We start from the raw sequence: 14,690 nt of genomic DNA, 5'->3' as shown, positions 1-14,690 counted from the left end.
TTTGTTCGATTCAATCATACAAAAAGACAAGGAATTACTTGTTTTTTTAAATAATTTAGGAAGTGAACAATGGGATTCATTTTGGTTGGTAATAACTAACCAATTTTATTGGAGTCCATTGTTCATTTTTATTTTTTACCTAACTATTAAATCTTCTGGTTGGAAACGTGGTGGTTTTTTTATAATATCAATGATTTTTTTAGTTGCATTTTCTGATCAGTTTGTAAACTTTATTAAAGATTATTTTGCTAGATTAAGACCTAATAATGACCCAGAAATTCTTCATTTATTACGAACTTTAAAAAGTCCACAAAGTTTCAGCTTTATTTCTGGTCATGCAACAACATCTACATTTTTCTCAGTATTTACAATACTTTTATTAAGAAATAAATATAAGAATACAATTTTCTTAATGATATTTCCATTAATTTTTTCGTACAGTAGATTATACTTGGGAGTTCATTTTCCTATAGATATTTCTGTTGGAATTTTAACAGGAATAACACTTGCATTTATTTATAATAAATTTATTATGAAAATTGATAAAAAACTATTTGTTTAGCTTCTTATTATTGAAATACAAATACTTTGTTGCGTGATAATAAGCTGATAAAAGACTATCCATTTCTGCAGATTTTAGAGGGTATTTATCTTTTAAATCTTCCATTTTATCATCTTTTAAATTATATAAAGATCTTGTTTGGGTAATGTTTGTTTTAGAATAATACAAACTATCTTGTAATAAACCAACTGCAGGCTCTCCATTAATTTTTAAATACACAAAAGAAGAAGTTTTTTTGTTACTTATTGTATCTAATAAATTACTTCCTAGGGTATAATTTGTATGGTTAATTTTTAAGAGACTCATAACAGTAGGAAATAAATCAATTAATTTTCCGTTTTTAGAAACCACCATTGACTGTGTAATTTTTGGGGCATGAATTAATAATGGGACATGTTGTAATTGTATATTTAAATCATGTTCTTTTGTAAATAGTTTAGTTCTGTTCATTGCTGTATTATGATCACCAAAAAATACAAAAACAGTATTTTCATAATAACCAGATTTTTTTGCTCTTTCTAAAAAGCGCCCAACATTAAAATCTAAATATCGTAATGCATTTAATTGAGCAACAGATTTAAAACCGGCTTCATTTAAAAGAGATTTAGAAATATCATTTTCAGAAAGAGGAGTAAAGCTTTCCTTTTTTTTAGGAACAGTAAAAGGCATATGATTAGTAGCTGTTTGAATATAAGCTACAAAAGGAATGTTTTGTTGATGCAACTTTTGTAATTCTTTGTCAGACTCTTTAAATAATTCGTAATCATCAATACCCCAAACATCAGCTCTATTTTCAGTATTATAACTTCCTTCTTCAAAAATTTTTAAATCTTTAATATTAGCTTGAAAAATACCTCTAATATTTGCCCAATTTGCACTTCCTCCTAAAAAATATAATTTTTCATAACCCTTAAATTGATCAAATAAAATACGTTGATCTATAATCATAGGGTTTCTAGAAGCTGTATTTACATCATCTATGTCAGGTAATCCAATTACGCTAGCAAAAACACTAGCAGCAGTTCCAGATTTGTGTACATAAAAATTACTAAAACTTAAACTATTTTTAATTAAAGAATCAATTTTAGGAGAGCTATTAATTGGATTGCCATAATAACTTAAAGGTTTAACGCCAACAGATTCTAACATTACAAAAACAACATTAGGTTTACTTTTTAAAGTATCATTAAAAACAACTTTTCGTTCAAAAGAAATAGAGTCTTTGGGTAAGTTTAGTTCATTTGCAATTATTGTGTAATATTTTTTGAACTCATCCATATTTACACCTTCTGTTCTAAATTCAAAACTGTCAAAAAAATATAAAATAGGGTTTAAAGCAAATTGATTTACTTGATTGTTTTTAGAAAAAAAAGCTTCACTCCATATTAAAGGATAATGTGTAAAACTATTAAAAATACTAAATGCTAAAAGCAAAAAAGTTGTAATAAAATAAAAAGCTTTTAATTTTATTGAAAAATATAAAGTATGATTTTTAAAAGATTTATATAAAAAAGAAGACATTTTAAAAATCAAAAAACAAAGTAATAAACCCCCTAAAAAGCCTTTGAAAAAAGGATAACTTTCTAATAAAACTTGTGATGAAATTTTTAAATCTTCTAAAAATCGAAGAGAGGCAGCATCTAATCTAATTGATAAATAATCATAATATCCAAAATCTATTAAATAAAATATAGTAAGTGTCAAATAAGCTAAAACTAAGTATATATTTGCAAATTTTTTGTAAAACAAGTATTTAAAAAAACTACGATTTACAATTAAAACTAAAATAGCTAAAGGAAAAATAGTAATAGCAGCTAATTTAATATCAAAACGTAAACCTAATAAAAAAGCTTTTCTAATTTCTAATGATGTAGCATTTTCTAAATGAACAAAAAACTGAAAAAAAATTATTCTAAAAATGGCTGTAAATAAAAATAACAATAAAAAATTGCTAAAAATATATTTAATGTAATTTGGTATTTTAGTCAACATTTTCTTCTTTAAAGATACAAAGATATTTAATTTTAAAGTTCTTCATTTTCAGAAATCAATAAATTTATAAAGTTTTCAAAATCAATTTTAAAATCTTCATATTTTTTACCAGTAGCAGGGCCATTAAAACCGGTATGAATTTTTCTTACTTTACCTTTATTATCTATAAAAATTGTTGTTGGGTAAGAAAGTATATGATTTAACATGGGTAATTTTTTTTGAGCTAATTTTTTATCTGCTAAATTTCCAAATTGTGCTAATAAAACAGGGTAGTTAATTTTAAGTCTTTCTTTTAAACGATTAATTCTTTGGTAAGCAATTTTTCTTGTTTTTGCTACTTCAAAAGCCAAAGAAATAATTTGAATATTCTTATTAGGATTATCCTTCAAATAATTTACTAAAAATTTACTTTCATCTAAACAATTTGGACACCAGGTTCCCATAATTTGAAGTATGATTATTTTATTTTCAAATTCGGGATCACTTAAAGAAAAAATTCTACCTCTTGTATCGGGAAAAGAGAAATCAAAACTTTCATAACCTTTTTTTATATAAGTTAAATTATTTTCATTAGGTAATTCATAACTATTATTTAATGTTGCAGTAAATGGTTCTTTCCAGTGATTTCCAGAATAAAAAAAACCATTCATAATAGAATCATTAACTTTTGCGGTAAATAAAAAAGCATGAGCACCATCAAAAGTTGATAGCTTTAAAGAATCTCCATCTACAATTCCTTCTAAATATCTATAATCTCCAGTAGTAGTTCTAAATGTTCCAGTTACTTTATTATTGGTTTGTTTAAAAATTCCTTTTGCAATATACTTTTCAGTTTCTTTTTTTTGATTAAAAATAGTTTGCCAACTTCCTGTAATATTTACAAATGCCTCTTTTTTAGAAGTAAAACGACCCACATCATTTTTTGTTGCTTCAAAGGGTACAACTCTATTTAAACTAGGTTTTATAAAACTACCTTTTAAAATTTCGTTTTCTATTTTTGCAATTATATATCCTTCAAAAACAGGAGTCTGTATTCTAACGGAATCATTTTTATAAGTTATTTCATCAACTATAATAATTTCATCAGCATTAAAAATAGTTAATAAAGAATCGTTTTTAACTTCAAAAATAAAAGGTAATTGTTGATTGTCTTTAATTTGTAAAACAGCTCTGTAAGTCCCTATTTTTAAAGTTTCATTACTTTTTTGATTACAAGAAGCAAAAGCAAAAAAAGAAAAAAATAAAAAAATAAAATATAGTAACGCATAATTTTAAAATTCAATAAAGATCAAATTTACAATTTTCAAATAACATTAATAATTAATAAATAGTGATAAATATGTTTAATAAAAAGGCTAAAAATGGTTAAATTTGCCACTGAAATTTGAAGAAAGAAATATGAAAATATCATACAATTGGTTAAAACAATTTTTACAGATTGATTGGGAACCTATCAAAACTGGTGAGTTATTAACTGATTTAGGTTTAGAAGTTGAAGGAATCGAAACCAAAGAATCTTTAAAAGGAAGCTTAAAAGGTATTGTTGTAGGTGAAGTTTTAACTTGTGTTAAACACCCCAATGCAGATAAATTAAAAGTTACTACTGTAGATTTAGGTGATGGAAAACCAGTACAAATTGTTTGTGGCGCTCCTAATGTAGATGTTGGTCAAAAAGTACCTGTAGCTACTATTGGTACTGTATTGTATGACGATAAAGGAGAGGGTTTTAAAATTAAGAAAGGAAAAATTAGAGGAGAAGAAAGTCATGGAATGATTTGTGCCGAAGATGAATTAGGTTTGGGTAAAGGTCATGAAGGAATTCTTGTTTTAGATAAAGAATTAAAAACGGGTACACCAGCAGCACAAGTTTTTAAAATTGAAACAGATTATGTTTTTGAAATTGGTTTAACTCCAAACAGGTCTGATGCCATGAGTCATTTTGGTGTTGCAAGAGATTTAAGAGCTGGTTTAATTCAAAAAGATATTAATAAAGAATTAATATCACCTTCAGTAAGTGATTTTCATGTTGATGAAAGAACGTTACGTTTTGATGTAGAAGTTGATAATAAAGACTTAGTGCCTCGTTATTGTGGTATAGCAATTACAGATATTACTGTAAAAGATTCTCCAGAATGGATTCAAAATCGTTTAAAATCGATAGGAATTACGCCTAAAAATAATATTGTAGATATTACAAATTATGTATTGCACGAACTTGGACAGCCATTGCACGCCTTTGATGCCCAAAAAATAAAAGGAAATAAAATTATTGTCACAACTTTAAAAGAAGGAACAAAATTTACAACATTAGACGATGTAGAAAGAACGCTTTCTGCTGATGATGTAATGATATGTGATGCAGATAAAACTCCACTTTGTATTGGCGGTGTTTTTGGAGGAATTAACTCTGGTGTAACAGAAAATACTACATCAATATTTTTAGAAAGTGCTTATTTTAACCCTGTTTCTGTTAGAAAAACGGCAAAAAGACATGCCCTAAATACAGATGCTTCTTTCCGTTTTGAAAGAGGAATAGATATTAATATGACTGAGTATGCTTTGAAAAGAGCGGCTTTGTTGATAGAAGAATATGCGGGCGGTAAATTAGCTTCGGATGTTTCTGATTTTTATCCTATAAAAATAGAAGATTTTCAAGTGTTTTTATCTTATGATAATGTTTATAGGTTAATTGGACAAGAAATTCCAAAAGACACCATAAAAAACATTTTAGCTTCTTTAGAGATTAAAATTAACAGCGAAACAGAAGGTGGTTTAGGTTTAACAATACCATCTTACAGAACAGATGTACAACGAGAGGCAGATATTATTGAAGAAATTTTAAGAGTTTATGGCTATAATAACATTAAGTTTTCTCATAAATTAAACACCTCAATTTCATTCGATTCTAATAAAGAAACGAAGGTTGAAAACATTGTTGCAAACCAATTAAGTGCACTTGGTTTTAATGAAACAATGGCAAACTCTTTAACTAAAGCAGACTACGTTAAGTTAACAGAAAATATAAACGAAGAAGCAAATGTAGCAATGTTAAATCCTTTAAGTAATGATTTAGGGGTGCTCCGTCAATCATTGTTGTTTAGTGGATTAGAATCTATTTCTTATAATTTAAACAGAAAAAATAATTCATTAAAATTTTATGAGTTTGGTAAAACATATCATAAATATAATAACAAGTATCAAGAGGATAAACATCTTACACTTTTTGTTACAGGAAATAGAACTAAAGGCTCTTGGAATGTAAATTCAGCAGTTTCTGATTTCTTTTATTTAAAAGGAATTATTACATCAATATTAAGCAGATTAGGAATTGATAATGCAAAAAATTCTCCTGTTAAAAATGATATTTTTTCTGAAGGAATTTCTTTAGGATTAGGTAAAATTAAATTAGTTGAATTTGGAGTTGTAAAACGTGTCATTTTAAAAGAGTTTGGAATTAAACAAGAGGTTTTATTTGCAGATTTTAATTGGGATAACATTTTAAAATTTTCTAACAAGAAGAATATAAAAGTGGCAGAATTACTTAAATTTCCTGCAGTTAAAAGAGATTTAGCTTTATTAATTGATAGTAAAACTGAATTTAAAGAATTGTATAATTTAGCTTTTCAATCTGAAAGAAAGTTATTAAAAGAAGTTGATTTGTTTGATGTTTATGAAGGCGATAAATTACCAAAAGGTAAAAAATCGTATGCAGTAAGTTTTGTTTTACAAGATGAAAAAAAGACATTAGAAGACAAGCAGATAGATAAAATAATGCAAAAATTACAGCAAAGTTTTGAGAAAAATTTAGATGCTGTATTAAGATAAATTTAAAGCTCCTTTATGGGGCTTTTTTTGAAAAGTACTGATTCCTGTAAAACAAGAATCTCATAAAATCAAAGAACTAACTAAATGGATTCTTGCGTATGCAGGAATGATAAAAGATTATGTATAAACTAATTATAAGACCAATTTTTTTTCTTTTTGATCCAGAGAAAATTCATTATTTTACTTTTTCATTAGTGAAATTTTTATGTAAAATCCCATTATTTTCGAGCCTTTTTAGAAGTATTTACCAAGTAAATGATAAAAAGTTAGAGCGTAATTTATTTGGTTTAACATTTAAAAATCCTGTTGGTTTAGCAGCTGGTTTCGATAAAAATGCAGTTTTATATAACGAATTAGCAAACTTTGGTTTCGGGTTTATAGAGATTGGTACTGTAACTCCAAAAGGTCAAGTTGGTAATCCGAAGAAAAGATTATTTCGTTTAAAAGATGATAAAGGAATCATTAATAGAATGGGATTTAATAATGAGGGTTTAGAGATTGCAATTCAACAATTAAAAAAGAACAAAGGCAATGTTATTATTGGCGGTAATATTGGTAAAAATACGCAAACATCACCTGAAAATTATACAGCAGATTACGAAGAGTGTTTTAAAGGATTACATGCTTATGTAGATTATTTTGTATTAAATGTTAGTTGTCCAAATGTAGGTAGTCATGCAAAATTAAATGATAAAGATTATTTAATTGAGTTGATTTCTGCTTGTCAAAAATTAAATGATGAATTCGAAAAACAAAAACCAATTTTATTAAAAATTGCTCCAGATTTAAATAATGTTCAGTTAGATGAAATTATAGAATTAGTTGCAGAAACCAATATAGATGGTGTAATTGCTTCTAATACTTCAACAACTAGAAGTAATTTAAAAGCATCTAAAAAACGATTGGAGGAAATTGGTAATGGGGGTGTAAGTGGTCAGCCAATTAAAAACCAGAGCACAAAAGTAATTCAATATTTAGCAGATAAATCCAATAAATCATTTCCTATTATTGGAGTAGGAGGTATTCATTCTGAAGCAGATGCTTTAGAAAAAATTAAAGCTGGTGCAGATTTAGTACAAATTTATACTGGTTTTATTTATGAAGGTCCTAGTTTGGTTAAAAGAATTAATAAAGCTATTTTAGAAACTAATTTCAATAATTAGCACAAATAAAATAAAGAAAAACACTTTTTTAAACCATATCATTTAAGTGTAATCTGCGTAATTAATGTCATTTATTTTTTATAATGATAGAAACCTTACTCTCATTTATTATAGCAACATCGATCTTGGCTTGTTCTCCAGGACCAGATAACATTTTTGTACTTACACAAAGTATTGTAAATGGCAGAAAGTTTGGATTAGCAACGGTTTTGGGTTTGATGTCAGGTTGCATTATCCACACTACTTTAGTAGCTTTTGGGGTTTCAGTAATTATTAAAGAAAGTGAATCCTTATTTTTTATAATAAAACTATTTGGAGCCATTTACTTGTTATTTTTAGCCTATAAAATATATAAAAGTGATGATGTAATTGTTTTTTCTACCGAGAAAGTAAATAAGAAAACTACATTACAATTATTTAAACAAGGATTTATTATGAATGTTTTAAATCCAAAAGTAACTATCTTTTTTTTAGCATTTTTTCCTCAGTTTTTATTTTCAGATGAGCTTTCTACAGTAATTCAGTTTTATATTTTAGGCTCACTTTTTATACTTATTTCTTTTATTATTTTTAGTTCTATAGCAGTTTTAGCAGGTACAATTTCAAAAAGAATTAAAAAAAATAAAAAAATTGATTTTTATTTAAAATGGTTGCAAATAATTGTTTTTCTGATGATTGCAGTCTTTATTTTGATATAAATCTTATCTACCTCGTTAACTATCTATAATAAATCTAAATAAAAATTGTTTTATTGATTCTGAGTTGTATATTTGCAAAAAATAAAAACACTATTTTAAGTTAATCTAAATAAGAATGAAAAAAATAATTTTATCATTAGCAACAGTTTCAACACTATTATTTTCTTGTAGTAATAATGAAACACCAATAATAATAACAGAGGCTCCAGCAACATATGCATTTGAAAGAGACGGAGTTTCTACAGTAGATTTTAACGGTCAAACTACCCGAATTCAAATGGGAGCTGAGTTTGTATCAGCTTTAAAAGTTACAACAGAAACAATTGCCACTTTAAATGCTAAGTTTGCTCATGCAGAAGGAGATAGCGATTTTACTGATGCAGATTTAAATGCTTCTTCTAAAAATTTAAGAAGTAAAACAGCAGCTTCAACAGATTTTTATGCTGCAAATACAACAGATGCTACTGAAATTAAAGCTCAGTTTGATACTTGGATTGCTGCTCAGGTTAATGATGTTTTCCCTAACTGGAGTGTAAATGCAAGCTCTGGTGTTGCAGGTGTTATTCAAGAAGCTGGTGGTGGTTCTGATAGATATGTAACAGCACAAGGTTTAGAGTTAAACCAAATGATAAATAAAAGTTTAATCGGTGCTTTAATGGTAGACCAAATTTTAAACAATTATTTAAGTACAGCAGTTTTAGATGCAGGTACTAATGTTGCAGATAATGATAGTGATACAGTTGTTACTGATAAAACTTATACAACTATGGAGCATAAATGGGATGAAGCTTTTGGTTATTTATATGGTAATGAAGCGGATGTTACTGCACCTGCATTAAATACTGATTCATTTTTAAATAAATATTTAAGTAGAGTTGAAGGAGATTCTGATTTTTCTGGTATTGCTTCTGATATTTATGATGCATTTAAATTGGGTAGAGCTGCAATTGTAGCTAAAGATTATACAACAAGAGATGCACAAGCAGAAATTTTAAAAGAAAAGATATCTGAAATTATTGGTATTAGAGCAGTCTATTATTTACAACAAGCTAAATCTACTTTAGGTACAGACAATGCATCAGCATTCCATGATTTATCAGAAGGTTTAGGTTTTGTATATAGTTTACAATTTACAAGACAACCAAATTCTGACTTACCATATTTTACGAAATCAGAAGTAGATGCTTTTATAAATACTTTATTAGCAGGTAATGGTTTTTGGGATTTAACTGATGATACATTAGATGAAATTTCTACAACTATTGCAGCTAAATTTAATTTTACATTAGAAGAAGCAGCTAATTAATAAATTAAAAGTAGTAAAATGTGTAATTTTTTTACACATTTTACTACTTTTGTTTCTTTATTTAGAATAAATAGAAATAAAATGTTCAAAAAAATAACAATTCTTACTTTACTAATTACAATTATTTATGCCTGTAGTTCATCAACAGAAAATGAACCAGAAGTAACAGATAATTTTGATAGAGGTATAATGTTAACGCATATTGCCGATAATGTTATTATTCCTTCTTTAGAAGACTTTAATTCTGATATGGTTAATTTAAAAGCAGCTGGAGATACTTTTGTTGCTACACCTAATCAATCAAATTTAGAGGCTTTAAGAACTTCTTGGTTAGCAGCTTATAAAGAGTATCAGAATATAGAAATGTTTAACATTGGTAAAGCTGAAGAATTGCAGTATAAATTTTATATGAACATTTACCCTCTATCTGTTACAGATGTAGAAACTAATATTTCTAATGGTAGTTACGATTTAGATAATGTAAACTATCAAGATGCGCAAGGTTTCCCTGCTTTAGATTACTTATTGTATGGTGTTGCAGATTCTGATGACGATATATTATTAAAATACACAACTGATATAAATGCAGCAGGTTATAAGGATTATATTATTAATGTTTTAAACCAAATGAGTAATTTAACAACTCAGGTTTTAAATGATTGGACAGCTACTTATAGAGATGAATTTGTAGTAAGTACAGCAAATACAGCAACCAGTGCTTTAAATAAATTCTTGAATGATTATATAGAATTTTACGAAAAAAACATAAGAGCAAATAAATTTGGTATTCCTGCTGGTGTTTGGTCTTCAACAACTTTACCAGAAAAAGTGGAAGCTTTTTATAAAAAAGATATCTCTAAAGAATTAGCTTTAGAGGCTTTAGAATCTTTTAAAAACCTTTTTGTAGGGAAATATAAACGATCTACAACAACAGGTTCTAGTTTTCAACAATATTTACAAGCTTTAGATAGACAAGATTTAGTAACTAGCATTACAAATCAATTAAGTGCGGCAGAAACTAAAATAGAAAGTTTAAATGCTAACTTTTTTGAGCAAGTAAATACTGATTATACTCAAATGACGTTGGCTTATGATGAATTACAAAAGGTTGTTGTTTTTCTAAAAGTAGATATGGCTTCTGCATTAAATATTAGTATTATTTTTGTTGATAATGATGGAGATTAACAACAGAATTTAAAGATAAAATTTTAACTAAAAGTTATTCTTAATTACTAGGAATAACTTTTCGTTTTTTTAGAATGATTAAAAATATTGAACATTACTTAAATACACAAACAAAGGCAGCTCCACTAGTTGTTTTTCGTTTGTTTTTTGGTTTAATGATGTTTGCAAGTATAGTAAGGTTTTGGATAAATGGATGGATTGAAACACTCTATTTAGAACCTAACTATCACTTTTCTTATTTTGGATTTAATTGGGTAAAACCTTTAGGAAGTTACACTTATTTACTATTTGTAATTTGTGCATTATCAGCATTTTTTGTTGCAATAGGTTATAAATATAGAATTGCAATTATTACTTTTTTTCTATCATTTACTTATATCGAATTGATGGATAAAACTACCTATTTAAATCACTATTATTTTATAAGTGTTTTAAGTTTTTTAATGATATTTTTACCAGCAAATGCTTATTATTCTTTAGATTCCTTAAAAAGAAAAACAGCCTTTAAAAACATTCCAAAATGGACAATTGATAGTATAAAATTACTTTTAGGTATTGTATATTTTTATGCAGGCTTAGCTAAATTAAATTCAGATTGGTTGTTTAGAGCTATGCCATTAAAAATATGGTTGCCATCTAAATACGATTTACCTTTGATTGGCAATAGTTTTATGCAACAAGATTGGTTTCATTTTGCAATGAGTTATGGGGGAGTGTTGTATGATTTATTTATACCTTTATTATTATTATATAAAAGAACAAGAACTTTTGCTTTTATTTTAGTGGTGTTTTTTCATGTTTTTACAAGAGTTTTATTTCCAATAGGTATGTTTCCTTTTATTATGATTATTTCTACATTAATATTTTTTGAAGGCAATTTTCATCAAAAAATTATAAATAAACTAACTCAAATAATAAATAAGCTTTCCTTACCTGTTAAAATTAAAAAACTTAATTTAATTGATAATTATACTTTTTCAAAAGCTAAAAAACTGTTCATTTATCCAATATTAGGTTTATTTTTACTGATTCAAGTTACGTTACCGTTTAGAAATATTTTATATCCAGGAGAATTATTTTGGACAGAAGAAGGATATCGTTTTTCTTGGAGAGTAATGTTAATGGAAAAAGCAGGTTATGCTAATTTTAAAATAGTAGATGCAAAAACAAAAACTTTTTTTTATGTTGATAATTCAGACTTTTTATCATTATATCAAGAAAAACAAATGAGTTTTCAACCTGATTTTATTTTAGAATACGCTCATTATTTGGGCGATCATTTTACAAATCAAGGTCATAAAAATGTACAAGTTTTTGTAGATAGTTATGTAGCTTTAAATGGAAGAATGAGTAGGGTTTTTATAGATCCAAAAGTAGATTTATATAAAGAAAAAGAAAGTTTTAAACATAAAGATTGGATTGTTCCATTTTCATCAAAAATTAAAATAAAAGGTATTTAAAATGATATTTAAAAAAATAATTACAGTTCTAATTTTCTTAACTAGTTTTATAGTTTTTAGTCAAAAAAAAGTATCTGGTTCAGTTGTTAATCAAGATGAAAAATATTTGAAAAATGTACAGATTTATAACGAAAATGGAGGTTTATTAGCCCAAACAAATGTTAATGGTAAATTTAGTTTTTCTACGGATAAAGAAACCTTATCATTACTTTTTTATTTAGATAATTATAATGTAAAAAACATTACGATTGCTGAAAATGAGTATGCTAGTTTATCTGTTGTTTTAGAGATTTTGTCACAAGAATTGTCAGAAATTGAAATTAAAGCCAACAAAAAAAAGGTTTTTGAATTAAAACGATTAAAAGATGTTGTAGGTACTTCAATTTATGCCGGTAAAAAAACAGAAGTTATTTTGGTAAATCAATCTACAGCAAATTTAGCAAGTAATAATGCAAGACAAATTTACAATCAAATTGCTGGATTAAATATTTTTGAGAATGATGATGCTGGTTTACAGTTAAATATTGGCGGTAGGGGTTTAGATCCAAACAGAACAGCAAATTTTAATACACGTCAAAATAGTTACGATATTAGTGCTGATGTTTTAGGATATCCAGAAAGTTATTACACTCCGGCTTCAGAAGGTTTACAAGAGATTCAGGTAATTAGAGGCGCGGCTTCTTTACAATATGGAACTCAATTTGGTGGTTTAATCAATTTTGTAATGAAAAAGCCAAATAAAAACAAAGAGTTAGAGATTATTACAAGAAATACTTTGGGGAGTTTTGGTTTATATACCAATTTTACAAGCATAAGTGGCACTAAAAATAAGTTGAGTTATTATGCTTATTTTAATTACAAAAAAGGAGATGGGTTTAGACCCAATTCTAACTTCGATTCTAAAAATGCCTTTTTGCATTTAGGTTATAAAATAAACACAAAAAGTAATGTTGCTTTAGAAATTTCTTATTTAGATTACTTAGCACAGCAAGCTGGTGGTTTAACAGATAATATGTTTGCAGAAGATCCTTTTCAGAGTAACAGAACACGTAATTGGTTTAAAGTAGATTGGTTGTTGTATAATTTAAAATATAATTATGATTTTACTGAAAACAAAAAGTTTAGCTTTAATTTCTTCGGATTAAATGCTTCTAGAAAAGCGGTTGGATTTAGAGATTCAAGAGTTGCAACTCCAGATGATTTTGGAGACAGAGAATTAATTATTGGTGATTTTAATAATTTCGGATTTGAAACTCGTTTTGTAAATAATTATACTGTATTTAATAAAAAAGCAACTTATTTAATTGGAGCTAAGTATTATAAAGCAGATAATAGTTCTTTTCAAGGACCAGGAACTGATGGCAGCGATGCTAATTTTACATCTGCAATAGAGCAGTTTCCAAATTATCAATATCAATCAGATTTTAATAACCCAAATGAAAACGTTGCTCTTTTTGGTGAAAATATTTTTTATATAAATGATAAATTTTCAATAACCCCTGGTTTTCGTTTCGAGTATATTAATACAGGTAGTAATGGAATAAAAAAGCAAGTTAATTTTGATGGTGCAGGTAATCCTATTGGTTCAACAGAGGAATCAGACAAAATTACAAAAGAACGTTCTTTAGGGTTGTTGGGTATTGGTTTTAGTTATAAAAAAGCAAAATCATTAGAGTTTTATGCAAATATTTCTCAAAATTATAGATCAATAACTTTTTCTGATGTGAATATTGTAAACCCTGCAAATGCTGTTGATACTGATTTAGAAGATGAAAAAGGTTTTACATCTGATATTGGTTTAAGAGGGAATTACAAGAATTTAATTTCTTATGATGTAAATGTATTTTCTTTATTTTATAACAATAGAATTGGTGATATTTTTACAACTATTCCGCCAGTAAATAATGTAGGTTTATTAAGAACAAATGTTGGTAAAGCAAGAATTTTAGGTATTGAATCTTTAATAGATTTTAATCTTAAAAAAATATTTAAGATGAATAACAATTATAGTTTTAATCTGTTTTTAAATTCATCTTTTATAAACTCAGAATATACAGAAGCTAAAGAAAATGGAATTGTAGGTAATAAAGTTGAGTTTGTACCTGATGTAAATATTAAAACAGGTGTAAGTTTTGGCGTACAAAATTTTATGATGAGTTTACAATATAGTTATTTATCAGAACAATTTAATGACGCTAACAACACAATAATTTCAGACGAAGCCAGTGCAGTAAGAGGTTTAATACCTTCTTATAGTATTTTAGATATGTCTGCATCTTATAAATATAAGTTTATGAAACTAGAAACAGGTATTAATAATTTGTTAGACAATACTTATTTTACAAGAAGAGCAACTGGTTACCCTGGCCCAGGTATTATTCCTTCAGCACCAAGAAATTATTATGTTACTTTAGAGTTTAAAATTTAATGATTGTTGAATTAAAACAGATTGGTTTGAATAAAACTAATAATGCTTACTAATTTTTTGAAAAAAAATCT

Annotated in this window: 10 protein-coding genes; 8 read left to right on the top strand and 2 right to left on the bottom strand. The window is 26.7% G+C overall.

Annotation, left to right across the window (positions count from 1 at the left end; translation table 11 throughout):
- The first annotated feature begins 1 nt into the window (after position 1).
- Positions 2-562: a phosphatase PAP2 family protein gene (locus Q0733_RS00290; RefSeq protein ID WP_298777551.1), complete on the top strand. Its 561-nt coding sequence runs from the start codon at positions 2-4 to the stop codon at positions 560-562.
- Here Q0733_RS00290 and Q0733_RS00285 read toward each other — a convergent pair.
- Positions 551-2,554, bottom strand: a complete 2,004-nt coding sequence (locus Q0733_RS00285) for an LTA synthase family protein (protein ID WP_298777549.1) — start codon at positions 2,552-2,554, stop codon at positions 551-553. The two genes, Q0733_RS00290 and Q0733_RS00285, sit on opposite strands and share 12 nt — an antisense overlap.
- Positions 2,555-2,586: 32 nt before the next feature.
- Entirely contained in the window at positions 2,587-3,468 is an 882-nt protein-coding gene (locus Q0733_RS00280) for a peroxiredoxin (protein ID WP_298777547.1), read from the bottom strand.
- A 484-nt stretch (positions 3,469-3,952) separates the two neighbouring features.
- Here Q0733_RS00280 and pheT point away from each other — a divergent pair, with 484 nt between their 5' ends.
- The 7 genes from pheT to Q0733_RS00245 all read left to right on the top strand — a co-directional run bounded on the left by pheT (position 3,953) and on the right by Q0733_RS00245 (position 14,619).
- A complete protein-coding gene (pheT, locus tag Q0733_RS00275; protein WP_298777545.1) occupies positions 3,953-6,379 on the top strand; it encodes a phenylalanine--tRNA ligase subunit beta in 2,427 nt (808 codons plus the stop codon).
- A gap of 119 nt (positions 6,380-6,498) precedes the next feature.
- Complete coding sequence (locus tag Q0733_RS00270) at positions 6,499-7,542, top strand: quinone-dependent dihydroorotate dehydrogenase (protein ID WP_298777542.1); 1,044 nt, start codon at positions 6,499-6,501, stop codon at positions 7,540-7,542.
- 83 nt (positions 7,543-7,625) lie between these two features.
- Positions 7,626-8,240: a LysE family translocator gene (locus tag Q0733_RS00265; protein ID WP_298777541.1), complete on the top strand. Its 615-nt coding sequence runs from the start codon at positions 7,626-7,628 to the stop codon at positions 8,238-8,240.
- Positions 8,241-8,355: 115 nt separating this feature from the next.
- Entirely contained in the window at positions 8,356-9,546 is a 1,191-nt protein-coding gene (locus Q0733_RS00260; RefSeq protein ID WP_298777539.1) for a DUF4856 domain-containing protein, read from the top strand.
- Between the two features lie 81 nt (positions 9,547-9,627).
- Positions 9,628-10,731, top strand: a complete 1,104-nt coding sequence (locus tag Q0733_RS00255) for an imelysin family protein (protein ID WP_298777537.1) — start codon at positions 9,628-9,630, stop codon at positions 10,729-10,731.
- Positions 10,732-10,805: 74 nt separating this feature from the next.
- The gene (locus tag Q0733_RS00250) at positions 10,806-12,191 is read left to right on the top strand and encodes an HTTM domain-containing protein (protein ID WP_298777533.1); all 1,386 of its coding nucleotides are present in this window, start codon (positions 10,806-10,808) and stop codon (positions 12,189-12,191) included.
- Position 12,192: 1 nt separating this feature from the next.
- On the top strand, positions 12,193-14,619 hold the full coding sequence (locus tag Q0733_RS00245; protein ID WP_298777531.1) for a TonB-dependent receptor: 2,427 nt from the start codon (positions 12,193-12,195) through the stop codon (positions 14,617-14,619).
- The last annotated feature ends 71 nt before the right edge of the window (positions 14,620-14,690 follow it).

The organism is uncultured Polaribacter sp., from assembly GCF_947500975.1.
GTDB lineage: Bacteria > Bacteroidota > Bacteroidia > Flavobacteriales > Flavobacteriaceae > Polaribacter.
Note: the sequence above shows the minus strand (reverse complement) of the source record. Positions and strands in the feature narration are given on the sequence as shown.